Source organism: Micromonospora sp. AKA38, from assembly GCF_027925725.1.
Classification (GTDB): Bacteria; Actinomycetota; Actinomycetes; order Mycobacteriales; family Micromonosporaceae; genus Micromonospora.
The window spans coordinates 109,731-135,895 of record NZ_BNEI01000002.1; the positions used below are offsets into that span (position 1 = coordinate 109,731).

General features: G+C 76.4%; 8 protein-coding genes. 6 read left to right on the forward strand and 2 right to left on the reverse strand.

What is annotated here, in order from left to right; all coding sequences use genetic code 11:
• Window positions 1–63 precede the first annotated feature (63 nt).
• The 6 genes from TPA0908_RS04135 to TPA0908_RS04160 all read left to right on the forward strand — a co-directional run bounded on the left by TPA0908_RS04135 (window position 64) and on the right by TPA0908_RS04160 (window position 23,875).
• Window positions 64–12,000 carry a non-ribosomal peptide synthetase/type I polyketide synthase gene (locus tag TPA0908_RS04135; RefSeq protein WP_281934809.1) on the forward strand — a complete coding sequence of 3,979 codons (11,937 nt, stop codon included), beginning with the start codon at window positions 64–66 and terminating at the stop codon, window positions 11,998–12,000.
• On the forward strand, window positions 11,997–15,209 hold the full coding sequence (locus tag TPA0908_RS04140; RefSeq protein WP_281934811.1) for an amino acid adenylation domain-containing protein: 3,213 nt from the start codon (window positions 11,997–11,999) through the stop codon (window positions 15,207–15,209). The genes TPA0908_RS04135 and TPA0908_RS04140 overlap by 4 nt, the downstream gene beginning before the upstream one ends.
• On the forward strand, window positions 15,206–16,249 hold the full coding sequence (locus tag TPA0908_RS04145; protein WP_281934813.1) for a TauD/TfdA family dioxygenase: 1,044 nt from the start codon (window positions 15,206–15,208) through the stop codon (window positions 16,247–16,249). The genes TPA0908_RS04140 and TPA0908_RS04145 overlap by 4 nt, the downstream gene beginning before the upstream one ends.
• Before the next feature lie 182 nt (window positions 16,250–16,431).
• Window positions 16,432–17,448: a TauD/TfdA family dioxygenase gene (locus TPA0908_RS04150; RefSeq protein ID WP_281934815.1), complete on the forward strand. Its 1,017-nt coding sequence runs from the start codon at window positions 16,432–16,434 to the stop codon at window positions 17,446–17,448.
• Window positions 17,445–22,706 (forward strand): non-ribosomal peptide synthetase, encoded by a 5,262-nt coding sequence (locus TPA0908_RS04155; RefSeq protein ID WP_281934817.1) that lies wholly within the window; start codon window positions 17,445–17,447, stop codon window positions 22,704–22,706. Before TPA0908_RS04150 ends, TPA0908_RS04155 begins: the two co-directional genes overlap by 4 nt.
• A complete protein-coding gene (locus TPA0908_RS04160; RefSeq protein WP_281934819.1) occupies window positions 22,703–23,875 on the forward strand; it encodes a trans-sulfuration enzyme family protein in 1,173 nt (390 codons plus the stop codon). The genes TPA0908_RS04155 and TPA0908_RS04160 overlap by 4 nt, the downstream gene beginning before the upstream one ends.
• A gap of 4 nt (window positions 23,876–23,879) precedes the next feature.
• Here TPA0908_RS04160 and TPA0908_RS04165 read toward each other — a convergent pair whose 3' ends face one another.
• Both TPA0908_RS04165 and TPA0908_RS04170 read right to left on the reverse strand, forming a co-directional pair.
• Window positions 23,880–25,343 carry a cryptochrome/photolyase family protein gene (locus TPA0908_RS04165; RefSeq protein ID WP_308447809.1) on the reverse strand — a complete coding sequence of 488 codons (1,464 nt, stop codon included), beginning with the start codon at window positions 25,341–25,343 and terminating at the stop codon, window positions 23,880–23,882.
• A gap of 29 nt (window positions 25,344–25,372) precedes the next feature.
• Window positions 25,373–25,930, reverse strand: coding sequence for a winged helix-turn-helix domain-containing protein (locus TPA0908_RS04170; protein ID WP_281934820.1), 558 nt, complete (start codon window positions 25,928–25,930; stop codon window positions 25,373–25,375).
• Between the last annotated feature and the right edge of the window lie 235 nt (window positions 25,931–26,165).

Genomic DNA, 26,165 nt, shown 5'->3' on the forward strand with positions numbered 1-26,165 from the left:
GCGGCGACCGCCCGCGCCCGGATGCGACCCACGCGACGGCCGGCAGCGACGAAGGCGGAGGCGATGACCGACGTCCTGCGGGCCCGGCCGGTGCCCGTCCCACCGGCGCGGCCCCACTCCGGCGGCCCCGCGCCGGCGACCGCCGCGCAGCGCCAGATGTGGCAGTTGGACCGCCTCGACCCGGGCTCGGCCGGCTATCTGGTGCCGCTGGCCTACCGGCTGCACGGCCCGCTCGACGTGGCGGCGCTCTCCGCGACGCTCGACGACCTGGTGGCCCGCCACGCCGCGCTGCGGACCACGCTCGCAGCCGAGCCGCCCCCCGCCGTCGACCGACCCGCGGCGGGTGCCGGAACGCCGGACCCGGGCGACGACGGCGCGCACACCCGGCTCGTCCAGGTGGTCCACGAGCCGCGCCCGGGACTGCTGCGGGTGCACGACCTCAGCGGACTGCCGAGCTGGCAGCGGGACCGGGAGGTGGACGCCCGGCTGCGCGCCGCCGCCCGGGAGCCGCTCGACCTGGCCCGCGGGCCGGTGCTCCGGGCCGACCTGGTGCGCTGCGCGCCGGAGGAGCACGTGCTCCTGCTGACGTTCCACCACGTCGCCGTCGACGAGTGGTCGCTGGGCCTGCTGCACGAGGAGTGGGAACGGCTCTACGCGGCACACCGGGCCGGACGACCGGCGGCCCTCGACCCGGTCGAGGGCGACTGCCGCGACCACGCCCGCCGGCAGCGGGAGTGGCTCGCCGGCCCGGAGGCGTCCGCCCAGCTCGACTACTGGCGGGAGCAGCTCGCGGGCGCGCCCGCCGCGCTGGACCTGCCCACCCGGGGTCCCCGCCCGGCGGCGCCGTCCGGCGTCGGCGGCACGCTGTCGGTGCCGCTGGACGTGCCCACCGAGGAACTGGCCGCGTACTGCCGGCGGGCGCGGGTGTCGCCGTACATGGTGCTGCTGGCGGTGCTGCACGTGCTGCTGGCCCGGTGGACCGGCGCGCGGGACGTCGTGGTCGGCACGCCGGTGTCCGGCCGGCGCGGCCCCGAGACGCGGCGGCTCGTCGGCCTGCTGCTGAACACCGTCGCGATCCGGGCCCGACTGGACGACGACCCGTCCTTCGCCACGCTGCTGGAGCGGGTACGCGCCGCCGTCCTCGACGCGCTGAGCCGGGAGGAACTGCCCTTCTCGACGGTGCTGGAGACGCTGCGCCCGGCCCGCCGGGCCGGCTTCAGCCCGCTGTTCCAGGTGATGTTCGTGTACGGCCGGGAGACCGCCCCGCCCCGCCTGGACGGCCTCCAGGTGAGCACCGTCGAGGTGCCGGTCGAGACCGCCAAGTTCGATCTCACGGTGGCCGTCCGGGAGGACGACAGGGGTCTGCGGACCGTGCTGGAGTACCGCACCGAGCTGTTCGACGCCGACCTGGTGACCCGCTTCGCCGGCCACTTCCGGACGCTGCTGGCGGGGCTGCTGACCGACCCGGACGCGCCGGTCGGCTCGGTCGCGATGCTGACCCCCGCGGAGCACCGGCGACTGGTCGGCGAGTGGAACCGGACCGCCACGCCGGCCGAGCCGGACGAGCTGGTGCACGCGTTGATCGAGGAGCAGTCCCGGCGTACCCCCGACGGGGTGGCGGTGACCGACGGCGACGCCACGCTGAGCTACCGGGAGCTGCACGCGCGGGCCGAGGCGTTGGCGGAGACGCTGCGCGCGCGGGGCGTCGGCGTCGGTGGCCTGGTCGGCGTGCTGCTGCCCCGCGCGGTCGGATTCACCGTGGCGGTGCTGGCGGTGCTCCGGGCCGGCGCGGCCTACGTGCCGATGGACCCGGCGAACCCGCCGGCCCGGCTGCGGCACCTGATGGACGACACCGCCGCGTCGGTGGTGCTCACCTGCGCCGAACTGGCGCACCTGGTGCCCGGCGACACGGCGCTGCTGGTGCCGGGGCCGGACGCGCCGATGCCCGGGGCCGGCGCGACGCGCGTCGGCGGTGGACCCCGGCGTCGGCCGCGTCGCCGGCCCGCGCCGACCGGGGACGACCTGGCGTACGTCATCCACACGTCCGGCTCGACCGGCCGGCCGAAGGGCGTGATGGTCACCCACCGGGGAGTGGCCAACTACGTGCGCTGGGCGACCCAGGCGTACCGGCTGCGCGCCGGTGACGTGGTCCCGCTGCACTCCTCGGTCGGGTTCGACCTGACCGTGACCAGCCTGCTGGTGCCGCTGGCCGCCGGCGCCACGGTCCGGATGATCGGCGAGCACCTCGGCCCGGCGGCGCTGGGCGAGGCGCTGCGCGACACCACCACGCCGTTCGGCCTGGTCAAGATCACACCCGCCCAGCTCGAACTGGTCACCCACCAGCTCCGCCCGGACGAGCTGGCCGGTCGCACCCGGTGCTTCGTCATCGGCGGCGAGAACCTGCGCGCCGACCAGGTCGCGCCGTGGCGGACCCACGCGCCAGGGACCGCGCTGGTCAACGAGTACGGGCCGACCGAGACCGTGGTCGGCTGCGCCGCGTACGAGGTGGAGCCGGACACGCCGGCCGACGGCTCGGTGCCGATCGGCCGGCCGATCGCGAACACCGCGCTGCACGTGCTCGACGACTGGGGCAACCCGGTGCCGGTGGGCGTGGTCGGCGAGCTGTACGTCGGCGGGGCCGGGGTGGCCCGGGGCTACCTGGGCAAGCCCGACCGCACCACCGAGCGGTTCCTGCCCGACCCGTTCTCCGGGGTGCCCGGCGCGCGCCTCTACCGCACCGGCGACCTGGCCCGTCGCCGTCCGGACGGCGTCCTGGAGTACCTGGGCCGCACCGACCGGCAGGTCAAGGTGCGCGGCTACCGGGTGGAGTGCGGCGAGATCGAGGCGGCGGTCCGACGGCACCGGCCGGGCGTCGACGTGACCGTCCACCTGCGCCGGGACGACCCGACCGACCCGCGGCTGGTCGCGTACCTGGCCGGCGACCCGGGAGACCCGGCGGAGCTGCGCGCCGCGCTCGTCGCCGAGCTGCCGTCCTGGCTGGTGCCGGCCGCGTTCGTGCGGCTGGACGCGCTGCCGCTGACCGGCAACGGCAAGGTGGACGCCGACGCGCTGCCCGCGCCGGCCGACGCCCCGGCCACCCGTCGCCCCGTCGGACCGGCCACGCCGGCCGGTCCCGCCGCCCCGGGCAGCGCCGCCCCGGCCGGCCACCGGATCGGCACGAGCACCGCGACGGCGGGGACGCCCGACCGGTGGGACGCCGACCGGGTACGCCTGGAACGCCTGGTCGGCGACGTGTGGCGCGAGGTGCTGGGCGTCGAGCAGGTCGGCACCCGGGACAGCTTCTTCGACCTGGGCGGCCACTCGATGCGGCTGCTGGCCGTGCTGGACCGGCTGCGTGCCCGGCTCGGTGACGTGCTGACCGCCACCGACCTGTTCCGCCATCCCACCGTGGAGTCGCTGGCCGCGTACCTGGTCACGGTCACCACGACCGGCGTGGCGCCGCAGGCCCCGCCGGTGCACGCGGCGACCGAGTCCGCCGGCCCGGCGGACGGGCCGATCGCGGTGGTGGGCATGGCCGGCCGGTTCCCGGGCGCCCGGACCGTCGACGAGTTCTGGGCGAACATCCGCGACGGCGTGGAGTCGGTCGAGGAGTTCACCGTGGAGCAGATGCTCGCCGACGGCGCGGACCCGGCCCGCATCGACGACCCGGCGTACGTCCGGACCGGCACCTTCCTGCCCGGCGTCGACGAGTTCGACGCGGCGTTCTTCGGCTTCACGCCGCGTGAGGCGGAGACGCTGGACCCGCAGCACCGGCTGCTGCTGGAGTGCGCCTGGCACGCGTTGGAGCACGCCGGCCACGACCCGTCCCGCCACCCCGGCCGGGTCGGCCTGTTCGCCGGCTCCGGTCGCAGCTCCTACCTGCTGGACCACCTCAGCGGCCATCCGGAGCTGACCGGCGGGCTCAGCGAGCACCAGCTCTCGCTCGGCAACGACAAGGACTTCCTGCTCAGCCGCGTCGCATACCAGCTCGACCTGACCGGGCCGGCGGTCACCGTGGCCACCGCCTGTTCCACGTCGCTGGTGGCCGTGCACCTGGGCCGGCAGAGCCTGCTGGCCGGCGAGTCCGACGTGGTGCTGGCCGGCGGCGTGAGTGTCTTCCCGGCCCAGCGGCGCGGCTACCTCTTCCACGACGGCGGCATCTACTCCCCCGACGGGCACTGCCGCCCGTTCAGCGCCGACGCACGCGGCAGCATCGAGTCCAGCGGCGTGGGCGTCGTCGTGCTGAAGCGGCTGGCCGACGCCGTCGCCGCCGGCGACACGGTCTACGCGGTGATCCGCGGCTCGGCGATCAACAACGACGGGGCCCGCCGCACCGGCTACACCGCGCCCGGCGTCGCCGGACAGGTCGAGGTGATCAGTCGTGCGCTGGCCACGGCCGGCGTGCACCCACGCTCGGTGGGCTACGTGGAGGCGCACGGCACCGGCACCAGCCTGGGCGACCCGATCGAGGTGGCCGCGCTGACCGAGGCGTTCCGGCGCGGCACCGACGAGCGCGGCTTCTGCGCGCTCGGCTCGGTCAAGGCCAACATCGGGCACACCGACGCGGCGGCCGGGGTGGCCGGTCTGATCAAGACCGTGATGGCCCTGTGGACGCGGACGCTGCCGCCGGCCGTGAACCTGGACCGGCCGCACCCGGCGATCGACGTCGGGACCGGCCCGTTCCGCTTCGAGCCCGCCGCGCGGCCATGGGTCGCCGACGGGCCACGCCGGGCCGGCGTCAGCTCGTTCGGCATGGGCGGCACGAACGCGCACGTGGTGCTGGAGGAGCCGCCGGCGCCGTCCGGCCCGGTCGCCCCGCCCGCGCCGGGGCCGCGCCTGCTGATGCTGTCCGCGCGTACCCCGGCGGCGCTGGAGACCGCCACCCGGCAGCTCCGCGACCACCTCGACGCCCACCCCGGGGTGTTGCTCGCGGACGTCGCGTCGGCGCTGGGCCGCCGGGCGGCGCTGACCCACCGCCGGTACGTGGTCGCGGCGGACCGGGCCGACGCGGTGTCCGCCCTGGACACGCCGGCCCGCCGGTTCACCGGGACCCGTCCGGGCGGCCGGCGGACGCTGGTGTTCGCGTTCCCCGGGCACGGCGCCCAGCACGTAGCGATGGGCGCGGGGCTCTACCGGGCCGAGCCGACCTACCGGGCCGAGGTGGACGCGTGCGCCGCGCTGCTCGGCGACGACCTCGGCCGCCACCTGCGCGCCGTGCTCGACCCGCCACCCGGCGGGCACCCCGCGGCGGAGGAGCTGCTGGCCCGCCCGGAGCTGGTGCAGCCCGCGCTGTTCGTCACGGAGTACGCGCTGGCCCGCACGCTGCTGGCCCGGGGCGTCACCCCGGACCTGATGGTCGGCCACAGCCTCGGCGAGTACGTGGCCGCCTGCCTGGCCGGCGTCCTTCCGCTCGCCGACGCACTGCGCCTGGTGCGGGTGCGCGGCGAGCTGGTGGCGCGCACGCCGGCCGGGGCGATGCTCGCGGTGGGCCTGCCCGAGGCGACGGTGACCGGGCTGCTCGACGAGGGGCTGTCGCTGGCCGCGGTGAACGCCCCGGAGCTGTGCGTGGTCTCCGGCGACCCGGCGGCGGTCGGGCGGCTGCGCGAGCGGCTGACCGCGGACGGCGTGGACTGCCGCCCGCTGCGGGTGACCCGGGGCTACCACTCGGCGCTGCTCGACCCGGTGCGGGACGAGTTCGCCGCGCACGCCGCCCGGGTCGGGTACGCCGAACCGCAGCGGCCCTACCTCAGCAACCTGACCGGCGGCCCGGTCACTCCCGGGCTGGTCACCGATGCGGCGTACTGGGTGCGGCACCTGCGCGAGCCGGTCCGGTTCGCCGAGTCGGCCGCGTTCCTCGCCGAGCAGGACGCGGTGGTGGTCGAGGTGGGCCCCGGGCACGCGCTCGGTGGCCTGGCCCGGCTGGCCGGACTACCGCCGGCCCGGACGGTCGCGGCGATGCGGCATCCCCGCGCCGAGTCCGACGACGTGTCGACGCTGCTCGACGCGGTGGGGCGGCTCTGGCTGGCCGGCGTGCCGGTCGACACGGACCGTTTCCACCGCGACGGCGACCGGCGGGTGCCGCTGCCCGGCTACCCGTTCGAGCGGCACCGCTACTGGATCGCCCCGGCGTCCCGCGCCCCCCGCACCCCCGGGGCCGATTTCTCGGAAAGCGTGGCCATCCCGGGCGACATGGCCACGCTTCCCGTGCAACAGCGCGCGGAGGAGACGGGCAACCGGCCGGCGCTGAGCAGCGCGTTCGTGGCGCCGGATGGGGCGGTGCAGGAAGCGGTGGCGGCGGTCTGGAGCGACCTGCTCGGCATCGCGCCGATCGGCGCGCTCGACGACTTCTTCGAGCTGGGCGGGCACTCGCTGCTCGCCACCCAGGTGGTGGTGCGGCTGCGCGCCCGCCTCGGCGTGGCGGTGCCGCTGGAGACTGTCTTCGCCCGACCGACGGTGGCGGCGCTCGCCGCGGCGCTGCCGGCCACCGTGGACGTCGCGCCGGCGACCCTGCCCGAGGCGGCCCCGGTGGCCGTGCCCGCTCCGACCGCCTCGGCCGGGGAGCGGATTCCCCGGGCCGAGCCGGACGCCGGCCCGGCGCCGCTCTCCTCCGGCCAGCACCGGCTGTGGTTCCTGGACCAGGCGTACGCGCAGAGCGCCTACACGGTCGGCACCACGCTGCTGCTCGACGGCCGGCTCGACCTGGACGCGCTGCGGACCGCGCTGGCCGGGCTGGTGCGCCGGCACGAGGCGCTGCGGACCGTGTTCCCGCTCGGGCCGGACGGCGACCCGGTGCAGCGGGTGCTTCCGGCCGGGCCGGTGGACCTGCCGGTGCTGACCGCGCCGACCGACCCGGACCAGGCCGCGCCGGTCAGCATCGTCGAGCCGGCGGTGGCCGCGGCGGTGCCCGGCTGGGTGCACGCCACCCTCGCCGCCGACGTGCGACGCCCGTTCGACCTGGCCGCCGGGCCGCTGTTCCGGGCCGTGCTGCTGCGGGTCACCGCCGACCGGCACGTGCTGTCGCTGACCATGCACCACGCCGTCTCCGACGGCTGGTCGCTCGGTGTGGTGGCCGGCGAGGTGGCCACCCGCTACGCCGCCGCCCGCGCCGCAGGCGGCGACCCGCTGCCCGAACTGGCCGTCCAGTACGGCGACTACGCGCGCTGGCAGCGTGGCCGGCTGGCCGATCCGGACCACCCCGACCTGCGGTACTGGCGGCGGCAGCTCGCCGGGGTGCCCGCCGCCCTGGAGCTGCCCACCGACCGGCCGCGCCCGCCGGTGCAGACGTTCGACGGCGCGGTCCGCACGCTGGTCCTGGCCCCGCCGACCGCCGACGAGCTGCGCCGGTTCAGCCAGCGGCACGGCGTCACGCTGGCGATGACGTTGCTGGCCGCGTGGCAGACGCTGCTGTGGCGTTGGACCGGCCAGCGCGACGTCTGCGTCGGCACGCCGGTGGCCGGCCGGGTCCGGGCCGAGCTGGAGCCGATGGTCGGCTTCTTCGTCAACATGCTGCCGATGCGGACCGTGCTGGACGCCGACTGGACGTTCGCCGAGCTGCTCGGGCGGGTCCGCGGCACCGCGCTGGGCGCGTACGACCACCAGGAGGTGCCGTTCGAGCGGTTGGTGGACCTGGTCGACGCGCCCCGCGACCTGAGCCGCAACCCGCTGTTCCAGGTGATGTTCAACCTGCTCAACGTGCCCGAGCAGCGGGACGTGACGGCGGCCGGGGTGCGGATGACGCCGTTCGCGGTCGAGCCGGGCATCGCCCAGCAGGACCTGGCGCTGTACGCGTACGAGGTGACCGAGGGGCTGCGCCTCCGGTTGGAGTACAACACCGCGCTGTTCGACCCGGCGACCGCCGACCGGATGGTCGGGCACCTGGCGACGCTGCTCGCCGCCGCGGTCGCCGACCCGGGCACCCGGTTGGCGGCGCTGCCGCTGCTCACCGCCGCCGAGCGCGACCGGTTCGCCGAGTGGAACGACACCGCGGCGCCGGCCGGCTGGGACACCCCGCCCGACCGGGTCCCGACGCTCGTCGACCTGTTCGCGCGTCAGGTGGCGACCGGCCCCGACCGGCCGGCCGTGACGTTCGGCGGGACCACGCTCGACTACGCCACGCTGGACGCCCGCGCCAACCGGCTCGCGCACCGGCTGCGCCGGGCCGGGGTCGGGCCGGACGTGCCGGTCGCGGTCTGCCTGCCCCGCTCGGTCGAGCTGCCGGTCGCGTTGCTCGGCGTGCTCAAGGCCGGCGGCGCGTACGTGCCGGTGGATCCGGAGTACCCGGTGGAGCGGCAGCGGTACGTGGTGACGCACAGCGGCGCCACGGTGCTGGTCACCGAGCCGGCCCTGGCCGACCGGCTCGACTTCGCCGGCACGGTGGTGACCGGCGTGGGCCCGGCCGGGGAGCCGGACACCGCCGTCGCGTCGTCGGCCGGGCCGGACCACCTGGCGTACCTGATCTACACGTCCGGCTCGACCGGCCGGCCCAAGGGCGTCCGGGTGAGCCACCGCGCGGTGGTCAACACGCTGGCCACGATGCGCGAGCGGCCCGGCCTGACCCGCGACGGCACCATGCTGGCGATGGCGAGCTTCGCGTTCGACATGTCCGTGCCGGAGCTGTTCCTGCCGCTGGTGGTCGGCGCGCGGATGCTGCTGGTGGACCGCGACGTCGCGTACGACGCGTCCCGGTTGGCGGCGCTGCTCGCCGCCGAGCGCGTCACGCTGGCCCAGGGCACGCCGACGACCTGGCGGCTGCTGATCGAGTCGGGCTGGACCGGCACGCCGGGGCTGACCGCGGTCTGCGGCGGCGAGGCGGTGCCCGCGCCGCTGGCCCGGCAACTGGCCGAGCGGGTGGACGCGCTGTGGAACCTGTACGGCCCGACCGAGGCCGCGGTCTGGGCCACCATGGACCGGATCGCCCCGGACGGGTCCCGGCCCACCATCGGCCGCCCGATCGCCAACATGCGGGTCCACGTGCTCGACGCCGGACTGGATCCGGTCCCGGTCGGCGTGCCGGGTGAGATCTTCCTGGGCGGGCCGGGGCTGGCCCGGGACTACCACGCCGATCCGGCGCTGACCGCCGCGCGGTTCGTGCCGGACCCGGCCGGCGGCGGGCGGTTGTACCGCACCGGGGACCTGGGCCGCCGGTTGGCCGACGGCCGGATCGAGTTCCTCGGCCGGGGCGACTCGCAGGTGAAGGTGCGCGGTTTCCGGATCGAGCTGGGCGAGATCGAGGCGGTGCTGCGCCGGCACGACGCGGTCCGCGACGCCGCCGTGGTGGTCCGCGAGGACGCCGGCGAGAAGGCGGTGGTGGCGTACCTGACGCTCACCGACGGGCCGGAGCCGGACGCCGGGCGGGACGTGACCGCCGACTTCGCCGCCGACCCGGCGCCGTGGCGGGCGTACGCGCGCACCTGGCTGCCGGACTACATGGTGCCGTCGGCGTTCGTGCCGCTGAACCGGATGCCGCTCAACGCCAACGGCAAGGTCGACCGGGCGGCGCTGCCCGCGCCCCGCCGTGACCGCGCCGCGGCCGGCGCCGGTGAGCCGGACACGCCGCTGCGGGCGGCGCTGGCGCGGCGCTGGGCCGAGGTGCTCGGCTACGACCGGGTCGGCATCGACGACGACTTCTTCGACCTGGGCGGCGACTCGTTCCGGGCGATCAAGGCGCTGGCCGGCAGCGACCCGGCGATCAGCGTGCTCGACCTGTTCCGGCACCCGACCATCCGGGCGCTGACCGAGCACCTGACCGCCACCGGCGGTTCGGCCGGGAAGCTGTTGCACGAGCTGACCCCGGCCCGGCCGGGCACCCCGACCACGCTGACGCTGCTCTGCGTGCCGTTCGGCGGCGGCTCCGCGATCACGTTCCAGCCGCTGGCGGACGCCCTGCCGGCCGGCGTGTCGCTGTACGCGCTGGAACGCCCCGGCCACGACCTGAACCGCCCAAACGAGCCGATGCTCGACCTGGACGAGCTGGTGGACCGCTGCGTGGCCGAGGTGGCCGAGCAGATCACCGGCCCGGTGGCGGTGTACGGGCACTGCGTCGGTGGCGCCGAGGCGGTGGAGCTGGCCCGCCGGCTGGAGGCGGCCGGCGTCGACGTGACCGGTGTGGCGATCGGCGCGCACTTCCCCGCGCCCCGGCTGCCCGGCCGGGTGTTCGGCTGGCTGCGCCGGTGGTTCCCGGTGGAGCGCTGGGCGTCGAAGCGACGGACGCTGGAGTCGCTGCGCGCGATGGGCTTCTTCACCGAGGTCTTCGACTCCGCCGAGAAGGACTTCGTGATGCGGGTGGTGCTGGCCGACTCGGCGCGGGGCGAGGACTACTACACCGACGTCTACGCCAACGGGCTGCCCCGGAAGCTGTCCGCGCCGCTGGTCTGCGTGGTGGGCAGCGGCGACCGGGCCACGGAGCTGTACCAGGAGCGCTACCTGGAGTGGGAGTTCTTCGCCGACCGGGTGTCGCTGGCGGTGATCGACGGGGCCGGGCACTACTTCGCCAAGCACCAGCCGGCCGAGCTGGCCGCGGTCATCCTGGCGCACTGCGCCCCCACCGCCGCGCCACCGACGGCCGAGCCGACGCCGACCGGGGCCACGGTCCCCGTACCCGGACCGCCGGCGGCGGACGTCGCGCCCCGGCGGCCGGCGCGGCGCGCGACGCCCAGCCTGGCGGTGTTCTACCTGGTCGCGATCGGCCAGCTCGTCTCGCTGATCGGCAGCGGGCTGACCGCGTTCGGCATGGGGCTCTGGGTCTACCAGCGCACCGGGTCGGTGTCGCTGTTCGCCACCGCGACCGTGCTGGCGCTGCTGCCGGCCGTGGTGCTCTCCCCGATCGCCGGCGCGCTCGCCGACCGGTGGGACCGCCGACGGATCATGGTGCTGGCGGACTGCCTGGCCGCCACCGGCACGGTGAGCCTGGCGCTGCTGCTCTGGCTCGGCCAGCTCCACCTCTGGCACATCCTCACCGCGATCACCGTCACCGCCGTGGCCACCGCGTTCCAGCAACCCGCCTACCAGGCGGCGGTCACCCAACTGGTGCCGAAACGCTACTACGGCCGGGCCAACGGCATCGTCTCGCTCGGCACCGCCACCAGCACCGTGCTGGCCCCGCTGGTCGGCGGCGCGCTGGTGCTCGCGGTCGGGCTGCGCGGCGTCGTGGTGATCGACCTGGTCACGTTCGCGGTGGCGGTGACCGTCACGCTGTCGGTCCGCTTCCCGGACACGCTGTTCGTGCGCCGGGAGGAGCCGTTCCGGCGCGAGGTGCTGGGCGGCTGGCGGTTCATCGTCCGCCGGCACGGGCTGGTCGCCCTGGTCGTGCTGGTGGCGTCGCTCAACTACTTCTTCGCCATGGTGGAGGTGCTGGTCACGCCGCTCACGCTCTCCTTCGGCGACCCGGCGGTGCTGGGCCGGGTGCTGGCCGCCAGCGGCGTCGGCATGGTGGTCGGGTCGGTGCTGATGGGCGTCTGGGGCGGCACCGCCCGGCGGACCACCGGCATCCTGGCCAGCGTCGTGCTGCTCGGCGTCTCGCTGCTCACCGTCGGGCTGCGGCCGGACCCGCTGTTCCCGGCGCTCGGCCTGTTCGGCATGGGCCTGGCCACCGCGCTGGTGAACACGCACTGGCTGGCCATCGTGCAGGCCAAGGTGGGCCTGGAGTTGCAGGGCCGGGTGCTGGCCATGGCGCAGATGCTGTCCTGGCTGATGGTGCCGGCCGGGTTCCTCAGCGCCGGGCCGCTCGCCGAGCACGTGCTCGCCCCGCTGGCCCGGCCGGGCGCTCCGCTCGCCGGGCTGGTCGGCACCGGGCCGGGCCGGGGCATGGCGCTGGCCGCGATCCTGGCCGGGCTCTGCGCGTTGGCGCTGGCCGTTGGCGGCATCGCGTACCGCCGGATCCGGCGGCTGGAGGACGAACTGCCGGACAACGACCCGGGCAGCGTGGTGCTCGCCGACAAGGACCGCATCCAGGAGGAGGCGGACCGCCGGCTCGCGGCGGCGGCCGGGGGTGGGGGCCGGTGAGCGCGCCCGCCCGCCCCGGACCGACCCGCCGCGCCGCCACCCGGCGTACCGGCGGCGGCGCGGGCACCGTGGACTGCCTGCACCGGATGATCGCCGCGCAGGCCGCCCGCACCCCGGACGCGGAGGCGGTCCGGCACGGCGACGCCACGCTCTCCTACCGGGATCTCGACCAGGCGGCGAACCGGCTGGCACGGGTGCTGAGCGCCGCCGGTGTGACAGGCGCCGACCGGGTCGGCGTCTGCCTTCCGCGTACGCCGGAACTGGTGGTCGCGCTGCTCGCCGTGCTCAAGGCCGGCGCCGCGTACGTGCCGCTGGACCCGGCGTACCCGGCGGCCCGGGTGGCGTTCATGACCGCCGACTCGGGGGCCCGGCTGGTGCTGACCCGCGCCGACCTGGCCGGCCGGTTCCCCGGCCCGACCGTGCTGACCGACCGCCTCGACCCGGCCGGGAACGGCACCGACCCGGCGACGCCGGTCACGCCGGCCGACCTGGCGTACGTCATCTACACGTCCGGCTCCACCGGGCGGCCCAAGGGGGTGGCGATCGAGCACCGCTCCGCGTCGGTGCTGCTGCACTGGGTCCGGCAGACGTTCGACGACACCGAGCTGGGCGGCATGCTCGCCGCCACCTCGGTCTGCTTCGACCTGTCCGTGTTCGAGATCTTCGGGCCGTTGGCCTGGGGCGGGCGGGTGCTGCTGGTGGACGACGTACTGGCGCTGGCCGCGCCCGGCGCGGACCGCCTGCCCGTCACGCTTGTCAACACCGTGCCGGCGGCGATGGGCGAGCTGCTCACCGCCGGCGCGCTGCCGCCGGGCGTCCGCACGGTCTGCCTGGCCGGTGAGCCGCTCACCGCCGCGCTGGCCGCCCGGGTGTGGGCCCGCCCGCAGGTGCGCCGGCTGTGCAACCTGTACGGCCCGTCCGAGGACACCACGTACTCGACCTGGGCCGAGGTGCCGCGCGACGGCGGCGACCCGCCGATCGGCCGGCCGCTGCCGGGCACCCGGGCGTACGTGCTCGACCCGGACGGCCGACCGGCGCCGCCCGGTGAGGCCGGCGAGTTGTACCTGGCCGGTGCCGGGTTGGCCCGCGGCTACCTGGACCGGCCGGCGGAGACCGAGGCCCGGTTCCGGCCGGATCCGTTCCGCCCCGGCGAGCGGATGTACCGGACCGGCGACCGGGTGCGGCTGCGCCCGGACGGGCAACTGGCCTACCTGGGCCGGCTGGACGACCAGGTGAAGCTGCGCGGCTACCGGATCGAGCTGGGCGAGGTGGCCGCCCGGCTCGCCGCGCTGCCCGGCGTACGCGGGGCGACCGCCGCCGTCCGGCCCGGCCCGAGCGGTGACCCGATGCTGGTCGGCTACCTGACCGGCGAGCGGCGCGACGACGTGCGGGCCCGGCTGGCCGAGGTGCTGCCGGCGCCGCTGGTGCCGGCGGCCGTGGTCTGGCTGGACCGGCTGCCCACGCTGCCCAACGGCAAGGTGGACCGGTCCGCGCTGCCCGCGCCGACGTTCGGCCCCGCCGCCGACCCCGGTTCGCTCGGCCCGACCGGCGCGCTGGTCGCGACGGTCTGGCGGGAGCTGCTCGGCGTGCCGGTCACCGGCCCGGACGACGACTTCCTCGCGCTCGGCGGCGACTCGCTGCTGGCGGTCCGCTGCGCCACCCGGCTGACCGCCGCCACCGGCCGCCGGGTCCACCCCGGCGACCTGTTCGCCCATCCGACAGTCGCCGCGCTGGCCGCCCGGATCGACGTGCCCGCCGATCCGGACGGCACGCCGGTGGACCCCGGGTGGCGCGGCGGGAACGTCACCGGCCCGCCGACGACCACCGGGCCGGCCGGTGACGGGGACGCGCCCGGTGAGCCGGCGGGCGGGCCCGCGCCGCTGTCCGCGGCGCAGCGGCGGTTCTGGTTCCTGCACCGGCTCGACCCGGCCGACACGTCCTACCTGCTGGCGTTCGCGATCCGGTTCGCCGCGCCGCTGGATCCGGAACGGCTGGGGCGGGCGCTGCACCGGGTGGTCGACCGGCATCCCGCGCTGCGCACCGTCCTGCCCGCCGGACCGGACGGGCCGGTGCAGGTGGTCCGCCCCGACGCCCGGCCGGAACTCGTGGTCGCGCCGGCCGACCCGGGCGTCCCGCTCGACGCCCGGCTGGCCCGGCTCGCCGCCGAGGGCACGCGTACCCCGATGGACCTGGCCACCGGGCCGCTGCTGCGCGCGTGCCTGCTGCCCGACGGCGACGGTCGCGCGGAGGCGCTGCTGCTGGTCGTGCACCACGCGGTCGCCGACGACTGGTCGTTCGGGGTGCTGGTCCGGGACCTGGCGGTGGCCTACGACGACCCGGACGCGCCGCCCGGCGAGCCGGCACCCGGCCCGGCCGTCCTCGCCGCCGCGCAGCGCGCCTGGCTGGCCGGGCCGGCCGGCCGCCGCGCGACCGACGAGCTGCTGCGCGACCTGCGCGGCGCCCCCCACCTGCTGGAGCTGGAAAGGAAGGGCCCCCGGTTAACGCCTGCGGTAGAGCAGGGGCCCCTTCTCAACACCGGCGGGGCCGCGCTGCGGACCACCGTGGACCCGGCGACCGCCACGGCGGTACGGGACCTGGCCCGCGCGCACCGGGCCAGCCTGCACATGGTCGGGCTGGCCGGGTTCGCCGCGCTGCTCGGCGCCGCGACCGGCCGGGACGACCTGCTGGTCGGCGTGGCCTTCGCCGGCCGCACCAGCGTGGCCGCCGAACGCGGCGTCGGCTGCCACGTGAACACGCTGCCGCTGCGGCTGCGCCCGGCCCCGGACCGGACGTTCGCCGACCTGCTGGCCGAGGCCCGGCGGGTCACGCTGTTCGCCGCCGCCCGCCAGGACGTCCCGTTCGACCTGCTGGTGGAGCGGCTCAACCCGACCCGCCGGCCGGGCCGCAACCCACTCGTCCAGGTGGCGTTCGGGGTGCAGAACGCGCCGCCGGCCCGGCACCGCAGCGCCGTCGGCGGCGAGTTCACCGGCGTGGAGCTGACCCCCGACGCGGCCCGCCTCGACCTGACGCTCTGGCTGGACGACCGGCGGGACGCGCTGGACGCGCTCTGGACCTACCGCACCTACCTGTTCGACCACGACGGGGTGATGACGTGGCACCGCCGCCTCACCGCGCTGCTGCGTACCGCCGCCGCCGACCCCCGGCGCAGTCTGGCCGACTGCGCCGACACCGCTGGGAGTGAGAGATGACCGATCAGATCCGGGTCGCGCGGCCCGTCCCCCGCCGCGGCCGGGAACGGAACCTGGTGGACGTACGGCCGGACTGGCCGGACGGCCCGTTGCCGGCGCTGGTGCACGCCAACGTGCCCGACGTCGACCTGGCCGGCTGGCTGGCCGGGCACCGTGACGAGGTGGACGGGCTGGCCCGTCACGCCGGCGCGGTGTTGTTCCGCGGCTTCGCGGTGGCCGGCGCGGACGACTTCCGCACCGTGATGGCGGCGCTCTCCGACGACGTGCTGTCCTACGGCGAGCGGTCCTCGCCGCGCAGCCGGGTCACCGATGGCGTCTACACCTCCACCGAGCACCCCGCCGACCAGCCGATCGTGCTGCACAACGAGCAGTCGTACACGGTGACCTGGCCGCTGCGGATCGTGTTCCACTGCGAGGTGGCCCCGGCCGCCGGTGGGCGTACACCGTTGGCGGACAGTCGTCGGGTGCTGGCCCGGCTGCGCCCCGAGACGGTCGCGGAGTTCGAGGAGCGCGGCGTGCTCTACCGGCGCAACTACCTGCCCGGCATCAGCCTGTCCTGGCAGACCGCGTTCCAGACCGACTCCCGCGCCGAGGTCGAGGCGTACTGCGCGCGGGCGCTGATCGACGTGGAGTGGGTGGGCGACACGCAACTGCGGACCCGGCAGGTGCGCCCGGCGGTCCGCCGGCACCCGGTCACCGGGGAACGCACCTGGTTCAACCACGCGTTGTTCTTCCACGTCACGTCGCTGCCGGCGGAGGTGAGCGCCGGGCTGCGGGCCGCGCTGGCCGAGGAGGACCTGCCCTACCAGACCGCGTACGGGGACGGCACGCCCATCCCGGACGAGGTGCTGGCCGAGCTGCGCGCCGCGTACGCGGCGGAGACCCGCTCGTTCGACTGGCGGGCCGGCGACGTGCTGCTGGTGGAGAACATGCTGGCCGCGCACGCGCGGGAGCCGTTCACCCCGCCCCGGCGGATCCTCACCGCGATGGCCGACCCGGTCGCCGCGCCCGAACTGACCTCCACCGGTGGTGCCGCGTGAGCGCGAGGAGCGAGCCGGTCCTGCGAGCCCCGCAGTCGCGAACGAAAGGTGGTGCCGCGTGAGCGCGAGGAGTGAGCCGGTCCTGCGAGCCCCGCAGTCGCGAACGAAAGGTGGTGCCGCGTGAGCGCGAGGAGTGAGCCGGTCCTGCGAGCCCCGCAGTCGCGAACGAAAGGTGGTGCCGCGTGAGCGCCCCGGGACCGCGGCGGCGCGGCAGTGGCGGCGTCACCGCGCCGGTGACCCGACGCACGCTCGGCCCGGACGGCTTCGTGCTGCTGGTCGAGGCCGCCGTGCCCGACCTCGACCTGGCCGGCTGGCTCGCCGGGCGGCGGGCCGAGCTGCTGGCCGACCTGGACCGGCACGCTGCGGTGTTCTTCCGCGGCTTCGACGTGCGCAGCGCCGACGACTTCGGCCGGGCCGCCCGGGAGGTCGGCCCGGAGCTGCTCGGCTACCTGGAGCGGGCCGCGCCCCGGCACGAGGTGGCCGACCGGGTGTTCACCTCCACCGAGTTCAACGCGGCCCAGTGGATCCCGCTGCACCACGAGATGTCGTACTCGCACAACTGGCCGACGCACCTGTTCTTCCACTGCGCGCAGCCGGCCACCGGGGACGGCGGCGCGACCCCGCTGGCCGCCGAACGGGTGATCACCCCGCTGATCCCGGCCGAGGTGCGGGAACGGTTCGACCGCGACGGCGTGCGCTACGTGCGCAACTACGGCCCGCACCTGGACCTGCCCTGGCAGGAGGCGTTCCAGACCACCGACCGGGCGGAGGTGGAGGCGTACTGCGCCGCGTCGGCGACGGAGTTCACCTGGCTGGGCGACGACGGCCTGCGGACCGTGGCGCGACGGCAGGCGACGGCAACCCATCCGCGGACCGGGGAGACGGTGTGGTTCAACCACGCCCACCTGTTCCACGTGTCGAACATGCCGCCCGAGGTGGCCGACGCGCTGCTGCGCGAGTACGGCCCGGACGGGCTGCCGCGCAACGCGTACCACGGCGACGGCGAGCCGATCCCCGACGAGGTGGTCACCGGCATCCGTGAGCTGTACCGGCAGCACGCCCTGTCCGTGCCGTGGCGGCGCGGCGACGTGCTGGTGGTGGACAACTTCCTGGCCACCCACGGCCGGGAACCCTTCACCGGCGACCGGCAGATCCTGGTCGCCATGTCCGACCTCTACGTCAACCGGAGTGTGTGGTGAACGGATACCGTCTGTCCCCGGTCCAGCGACTGGCCTGGTCCGGCAAGCAGGATCTGGTGCGGGCCCGGGTCCGGCTCGACCGGCCGCTCGACCGGGCCCGGTTGCAGGCCGCCGTCGACGAGGTGGTGGCCCGGCACGAGGCGCTGCGGCTGACGCTCGTGCACCACCCCGGGCTGCGGGTGCCGTTGCAGGACGTGGACGACGATCGGACGGTCCCGGTCGGCGCGCAGGGCGAGCTGTCGGTCACGCTCACCGACGACGCGTTGGAGTTGGCCGCCACCCCGCTGATCGCCGACCCGGCCAGCCTGCGCCTGCTCCTCACCGACCTGGCTCACGCGTACGCCGGCGAGCTGCCGCCGGCCGACCCGGAGGCGTTGCAGTTCCTCGACGTCACCGAGTGGCAGGTCGAGGAGCGTGACCAGGCGTCCCCGCCCGCGCCGGGCGCACCGGCCGCGCGGCTGGTCGAGCCACACGGCGACGATCCGGGCGCGACGGTCACCACCGCGTTGCCGGCCGCCGAGCTGGCCGCGACCGCCCGCGCCGCGCACGGCGACGTCGGGACGCTGCTGCTCGCCGCGTGGGCGCTCGCGGTGGCCCGCCGGGCCGAGGCGCCGGACGGGGCCGAGGAGACGGACCTGGTGCTGGCCCGCTGGCACGACGGCCGGCAGGCCGAGGGCACCGGCGGCGTGGTCGGCCCGCTGGGCGGCTACGGGCCGCTGCGGCTGGCATTGCCGCTGCCGGCCGACCCGGCCGAGCTGCTGGCCGCCGTACGCGCCGCCGAGATCACCGCCGACGAGACGTTCCACCTGGTCGACCCGGTCGACGAGAGCACCGGCGCGGTGGCCGGCTTCGCGGTCGAGCCGACCGTCGCGCCGGCCGGCGTCGCCGCGCTCGGCGCGACGGCGGTGGAGGTGCCGGTCCCGCCCCCGCCCGCCGGGCCGCGACTCACCGTGCTTCCCGGGGACGAGGAGGTCGTTCTGCGGGTGACCGGCGGGCAGTGGCTGCTCGACTCGCTGGTGGCCGTGCTGCGCAGCCTGCCGGCCGCGCTGGCCGGGGACGCCCCGCTGGCCGTGCTCGGCGCCGGGGAGGCCGGCTGGCTGGCCGGGGCCGGCGGCACGGCGGGAGCCGCGCCGACGCGTACCCTCGTCGACCTGCTCGACGCGGGCCTGGCCGGGATGGCCGCCGACGCCCCGGCGGTGGTGGCGGCCGACGGCGCGTACCCGGCCGGGGAACTGGACGCGCGGGCCGCGCGGGTGGCCGCGGCGCTGGCCGCCCGCGGCCTGGTCGGCCGGCCGGTGGGCGTGCTGGCCGTCCGGTCCCGGGAGACCGTGGTGACGTTCCTCGGCGTGCTGCGGGCCGGCGCGGTGTTCGTGCCGCTCGACCCGGACGCCCCGCCGCCACGCCTGGCCGCGCAGCTCGCGGCGGTCGGCGCGGAGTGCGTGGTCGGCGACCGGGGCCCGGCGACCGTGTCGGTGGCCGAGCTGGTCGCGGCCGGCGGCCCGCCGCCCGCGACCGCGCCGGCCCCGGCCGATCCGGCGTACGTCATCTTCACCTCCGGCTCCACCGGCACGCCCCGGCCGGTCCGGGTGTCGCACGCCGCCGCCGCGCACCTGACCGGCGCGCTGGAGTCCACCGTGTACGCGGACCGCGCGCCGGGCCTGCGGGTGGCGGTCAACGCGCCGCTGACGTTCGACGCCTCGGTGAAGCAGCTCGTGCAGCTCGCCCACGGCCGCACCCTGTTCCTGGTGCCGGACGACGTGCGCCGCGACGGCGCCGCGCTCGCCGCCACGCTGGCCGGGCAGCGGGTGGACGTGCTCGATCTGACCCCTTCCCAGCTCCGCATCCTGCTCGCCGGCGCGGGCGACTCCCGGCTGCCCGGCCTGCTGCTGGTCGGTGGCGAGCCGGTGCCGGAGGACCTGTGGCACGCGGTGGCGACGCGGCCGGACGTCCACGCGGTCAACCTGTACGGCCCGACCGAGTGCACGGTGGACACCACGGCGGCGGAGATCCGCGCCGGGGACCCGCCGACGATCGGCCGGCCGCTGCCCGGCGTCGCGGTGCGGGTGCTGGACGAGCGGCTGCGTCCGGTGCCGCCGGGGGTGGCCGGGGAGCTGTGCGTCGCCGGTCCGCAGCTCGCCGACGGCTACCTGGGTGACGCGGCGGCGACCGCCCGCCGGTTCGTGGAGCTGCCGCTGCCCGCCGGCGGCGTCGAGCGGGTCTACCGCACCGGCGACCGGGTGCGCTTCGACGCCGAGCGGCGGCTGCGCTACCTGGGCCGGCTCGACGACCAGGTGAAGATCCACGGCTTCCGGGTGGAGCCGGGCGAGGTGGCCGCCGTGCTGCGCGGCCACCCGGAGGTGGCCGACGCCGCGGTGGTCGCCCGCGACGACGACGGGTACGGCGACCGGCTGGTCGCCTACGTCCGGTCGCGGGCCGGCGTCGCGCTCGACCTCGACCGGGTGGCCGGCGTCAACCCGCACGAGACCCGCTACCTGTACGACGAGATCTTCACGCAGCGGGTCTACCTGCGGGACGGGATCGTGCTGCGGCCCGGCGCGACGGTGCTCGACGTGGGCGCGAACATCGGCATGTTCTCGCTCTTCGTGCACCAGGTCTGCCCGGACGCGACGATCCACGCGTTCGAGCCGGTGCCGGCCGTGGCCGAGGTCCTGCGCCGCAACGTCGACGGGTTCGGCGTGCCGGCCACCGTGCACGCGTACGGGCTGTCGCGGGCGGCCGGCGAGGTCTCGTTCACCTACTACCCGGGCTACTCGATGATGTCCGGCCACGCCGCGTACGCCGACCCGGACGCCGAGATCGGGGTGATCAAGCGGTACCTGGCCAACGAGCGGGACGCCGGAGCGGGCGAGCGGGACCTGCTGCTCGACCGCGCGGACGAACTGCTCGCCGAGCGCTTCGCCGGCCGGGAGCTGACCGTGCCGGTCCGGCCGCTGTCGGCGGTGCTGGACGAGCTGGCGCCGGCCCGGATCGACCTGTTGAAGATCGACGTGCAGCGCGCCGAGGCGGACGTGCTGGCCGGCCTGGACGACCGGCACTGGCCGCTTGTCGCGCAGGTCGCCATGGAGGTGCACGACGCGCCGGGCACGGCGACCGCCGGCCGGCTGGCCGGGCTGGTGGCGCTGCTGGAGGCGCGGGGCTTCACCGTGGTCACCCGCCAGGACGACCTGCTGACCGGCACCGACCGGCACACGCTGCACGCGGTCCGCCCCGGGTACGCCGCCGCGGGCCCGACGGTGGACGCGACGCCCGCCGCCGGGCCCGTCGCGCCGCCTCGGGAGTGGCTCGCGGAGCGGCTCCCGGCGCACCTGGTGCCGGCCGCGGTGGTGGTCCTCGACGAGCTGCCGTTGACCCGCAACGGCAAGCTGGACCGGGCCGCGCTGCCCGCGCCCCGGCTGGACCGGCCGGCCGGCGACCCGGCGGAGACGCCGGCCAACCGGGCCGAGGAGATCCTGGTCGAGGCGTGGCGCGAGGTGCTCGGGGTGGCGTCGTTCGGCGTCACGGACAGCTTCTTCGCGCTCGGCGGCGACTCCATCCGCAGCATCCAGATGCAGGTGGCGGCGCAGAAGCGCGGGCTGTCGTTCCAGCTCAACGACATCTTCACGCACCAGACGATCCGGGACCTGGTCACGCACGGCCGGATCACACTGGACGGCGTGGCGCCCGAGCCGGCCGCCCACGACGGCCGGTTCTCGCTGGTCACCGCCGCCGACCGGGACCGGCTGCCGGACGGGCTGGCCGACGCGTACCCGATGACCGCGCTCCAGCTCGGCATGGTCTACCACGGTGAGCTGACCGGCGACCCGGCCGTCTACCACAACGTCACCGCGCACCGGGTCGCCGGGCCGCTGGACGTGGCGGCGCTGCGCCGGGCGCTGGCCACGCTGGTGGACGCCCACCCGGTGTTGCGGACCGGCTTCGCGCTCGGCACGTACGCCGAGCCGTTGCAGCTCGTGCACGCGCGGGTGCCGGTGGAGCTGCCGGTGACGGACCTGACCGGGGTGGACGCGCCGGCCCGGCAGGCCCGGGTCGACGCGCTGGTCGCCGAGGAGCGCCGTCGCCCGTTCGACTGGGCCCGGCCGCCGTTGCTGCGGCTGCACGCGGTCCGCACCGACGCCGACGGGTTCACCCTGCTGGTCGCCGAGCACCACAGCGTCCTGGACGGCTGGAGCCTGCACCTGTTCCTGGCCGACCTGCTCGACGCGTACGACCGGGAGCGGGCCGGGGTGACCGCCGCCGCCGATCCGGGGCTGCCGTTCCGGGAGTACGTGGCCGCCGAGCGGGCGGCCCTGGCCGACGCGGCGACCCGACGGTTCTGGTTGGACGGCGCCGGCGCCGCGCCACCGCTGCTGCTCGGCGGCGCGCAGCCGCGGACCACCACCACCCAGCGGGTGCCGCTGCGGGCCGGCACCACCGAGCGGGTCGCCGAGGTCGCCCGGACGGCCGGGGTGCCGGTCAAGTCCTGGCTGTTCGCCGTGCACCTGCGCCTGATCGGCGAGCTGGCCGGGCGGGACGACGTGGTCAGCGGCCTGGTGGTCGGCGGCCGGCCGGAGGGCGAGGGCAGCGCCGCCACGCTCGGCCTGTTCCTCAACACGCTGCCGGTGCGCCTGGCGCTGGGCTCCCGGTCGGTGGCCGAGTTGGCCGCCGAGGCGTGGCGGGCCGAACGGGACCTGATGGGGCACCACCGCTTCCCGCTCGCCGAGATCGTCCGGGCCGGCGGCGCGGGGCCACGCTTCGACCACTTCTTCAACTGGACGCACTTCCCGTCGCGTCCGGTCGACGACGGCAGTCGCGTCGTGGACAGCCGGGGCGTCACCGTGGACGTGGCGTTCAGTCTCGCCCTCGACGCCGAGCTGGCCGACGGGCGACTCGGGCTGATGGTGCAGTACGACCACCGGCACGTCCCGGCCGACCGGGTGGACGCGCTGGCCGACGGCTTCCGCCGGCTGCTGGCCGCCGACCCGGACGCGCCGCTGCCCCCGGTGGCCGGGGGCACGCCGGCGCCCGGCGACGACGCCCGGCAGCAGTGGGCCGACCGGGTGTCGGTGGCCTGGCAGGAGGTGCTCGGCACCGCGCCGCGTGACCCGGCGACCGGCTTCCTGGCCGCCGGTGGTGACTCGCTGCGCGCGCTGCGGCTGGTCACCCTGCTCCGGCAGCGCCACGGCAGCGACCTGACGCTGCCGGAGTTCACCGCGCTGGGCAGCTACCGGGCGCTGGTGGACCGGGTGGCGCGCGGATGACCGGCTTCGGCACCGCCGCGGTGCACGGCGACGACGGCCTGGTTCCCGGCGGGGCGGTCGCGCCGCCGATCGTGCAGAGCGCCACGTTCAGCGCCGAGTCCGACGAGCGGTTCACCGAGATCGCCACCGAGGCGCGGGGCAGCGCGTTCTACACCCGATACGGCAACCCGAACCACGCGCAGGTGGCCGCCGTGGTGGCCGAGCTGGAGGGCGCGGAGACCGGGCTGGTCACCGCGTCCGGCATGGGCGCGATCAGCACTGTCGCGCTGGCCCTGCTCGCCGCCGGCGACCACGTGGTGGTGCAACGCAGCACCTACGGCGGCACCACCTCGCTGGCCACCGGGCTGCTGCCCCGGTTCGGCGTCGGGTACACCCAGGTGGACCAGACCGACGCGGACGCGTTCACCCGGGCGCTGCGGCCGGAGACGCGGTTGGTGCTGGTGGAGACGCCGAGCAACCCGCTGCTGGAGCTGACCGACCTGGCCGCCGTGGTGACGTCCGCGCACGCGGCCGGCGCGCTGGTGGTGGTGGACAACACGTTCGCCACGCCGGTCAACCAGCGCCCGCTGGCCGCCGGCGCGGATCTGGTCTGGCACAGCGGCACGAAGTTCCTCGGCGGGCACTCCGACGTGTCCGCCGGGGTGGTGGTCGGCGGCGCGGACCTGGTCGAGCGGGTGTGGCGGACGTCCATCGTCACCGGTGCCACGCTCGGCCCGGTCGACGCCTGGCTGCTGCTGCGCGGCCTGCGGACGCTGCCGCTGCGGGTGCAACGGCACAACGCCAACGCGCTCGCGCTGGCCGAGGCGTTGGCGGGTCACCCGGCGGTGGCCCGGGTCCGCTACCCGGGGCTGCCCTCGCATCCGCAGCACGCGCTGGCCCGCCGGCAGATGACCGGCTTCGGCGGCGTGCTCGGCGTCGAGCTGGCCGCCGGGCGGGCCGGTGCGGCGGCGCTGCTGGCCGGGCTGCGGCTGGCCAAGCGGGCGGCCAGCCTCGGCAGCGTCAGCACGCTGGTGGTGCACCCGCGTTCGATGTGGGCCGGCATCGTGGACCCCGAGCAGCTCGCCGCCGCCGGGATCGCCGACGGCCTGGTCCGCGTCTCCACCGGCATCGAGGACACCGCAGACCTGGTGGCCGACTTCCTGGCGGCGCTCGACGGGGCACCGGCCTGACGACTCAGGGGGCCTCGTCGCCGCGCTTCTCCTCCTGGGCCAGCACCGCGTCGCGCCGCTGCGGGTCGGTGCGCGCGGCCAGGTCGGCGGCGAGCCGCGGGTCACCGGCGAGCCGTTCCCGGTTGCGGTGCAGGAACGCCTCGAACCCACCGGTGTACGGGCACGCGTCGTCGCCGAGCACCTGCTTCGGCACGTACCGGCAGCCGCCGCAGTGGTCGCCGATCCGGTCCAGGTGACCGCCGTCGAACGCCCACGGTTTGGTGTCGATGCGGGCCAGGTCGGCGTACTGGCTCATGCCGATGACGGTGGCGTTCATGACCCAGTCGGTGCCGTCGACGAAGCTGCGCCGGAACCAGTCGGCCAGGTCGGCGGCGCGCCAGCCGCGTTGCAGGCCGTAGTTGGCGAGCACGGTCAGCCGCGCGGTCTGGTGCGCCCAGCCGGTGTCCCGGACGCCGGCCAGCACGTCGGACAGGCAGCGGGCCTCCACCGCGTCCGCGTCGAGCCGGTCGAACCACTCCGGCAACGGCCGGGTGGCGGCGAGCCAGTCGGCGCCCCGGAAGCGCGGATCGAAGTACCAGTAGAGCTGCCACAGGAACTCCCGCCAGCCGAACAGGCCGCGCACGAAGCGGTGCACCGCCGCCGGCGGAGCGGTCCCGGCGCGGCCGGCGCGCTCGGCGGCGCGGATCGCCGGTTCCGGGTCGAGCAGGCCGAGGTTGAACGAGGACGACAGCACGCTGTGCGCGAGCAGCCCGTCGGCGTCGCTGAGCACGCCCTCGCTGTCGGCGTACGCGGACAGCCGGTGGTCGAGAAAGTGCGCGAGCCGGGCCTGCGCCTCGGCGTGCGTGGCCGGGTAGCGACGTGGGGCGTCCCGACCGACGAAGCGGATCCCCTCGGCCTGCCAACGGTCGAGGTCCCGGCGCACCGCCGCGTCGATGTCGTCCTCGACGATCGGCGGCGGTGGCGGCACGTCGGTCGGCGGCCGGCGACGGGACCGGCCGGCCGGGGCGGGCAGGTCCCGCAGCACGTCGTGCCGGTCCCGCGCGTACCGGTAGAAGTCGGCCATCCGGAGCCGGCCCCGCCGCCGGTCGGCCCAGGCCGCGAAGTCGGCGCGGTCGGTCACGAAGCCGCGCGGCGGCAGCACGGCCAGCCCGTCGACGGTCCGCGCGAACGCGAGCGCCGCCCGCGACGACGGGTGCGCCACCTCGGCCGGTTCGCCCAGGTCGGTGAGGGCCGTCCGGAACGTATCGGCGCGCACCAGCCGGGCCCGGTCGCCGAGTTCGGCGGCCCGGTGCCGCAGCGCCGACAGGATCAGGTGCGCCTTCTGCCGGTGCATCGGGCGGGCGGCGAACAGGGTTCGGCTCTCCACCAGCAGGACGCGTTGCGCGTCGTCGTCGAGGAAGTGGGGACCGAGCTGGTCCGCCAGGAGCCAACGCCAGCGTGCCATCTCCCGCTGTTGCCCCTTTCGCACCGGACGGATTCCTGTGTGGAGCATAGGCGTCAACCGTCCCGGACCCGGGGATCATGGTGATCGGTGAGCCGCAGCCCGACGCCGCGCACCGCGACGATGGTGACGCCGGTGCCCAGCTCGCCGAGCTTACGGCGCAACCGCTTGACCAAGGACTGCACGTCCGCGCGGCGCTGGGTCGGCGCGTCGTGCCAGACCGCGTGGCGCAGCTCCGGGTAGCTCCACACGCGTACCGGCTCGGTGGTCAGGCAGGCCAGCAGGTCGCGCTCCAGCCGGGTCAGGGCGACCTCCCGGTCGGCCCAGCGGGCGGTGGACCGGGCCACGTCGATCACCAGCGCGCCGTCGGGCCGGGGGTCCCCCGCCGCCTCCGGATGCGTCGACGCCGGCCGCCGCCTACCATCCTCCTCGGGAGCGATCACCTCGCGCAGCTCGTCCAGGTCGGCGACCAGCAGCAGCGGTGCCACGCCGCCCAGCAGCTCGGTGAGCCGGAGCCGTTCGGCGGGCGACGGTGTCACGCCGATGACAAGCGAGAAGTGGTGCCCCGCCGGCTCGGTGCCGGGGGACGTCGCGTCCGGGTCGTCCGTCGTCACGCCGCCCCCCACCGTGACAGTGACTGTCAACCGGGTCACCACGTCGGGGCCCTGTTGGTGACAAGTTGCTTACGTACGGTCATTGATCGCCCGTTGGTGTCGATCATAGTGTCCAGTCGGGTGACCGGCGTAGACCCGCACGGCACCCAGGGGGCCTGGGGGGTTTCTCAAACCGGTGTGACCAGTCGGGAGCGCAGTCTCCTGGCCCTTCTGTCGTGGCTCGATCATCCGCGGG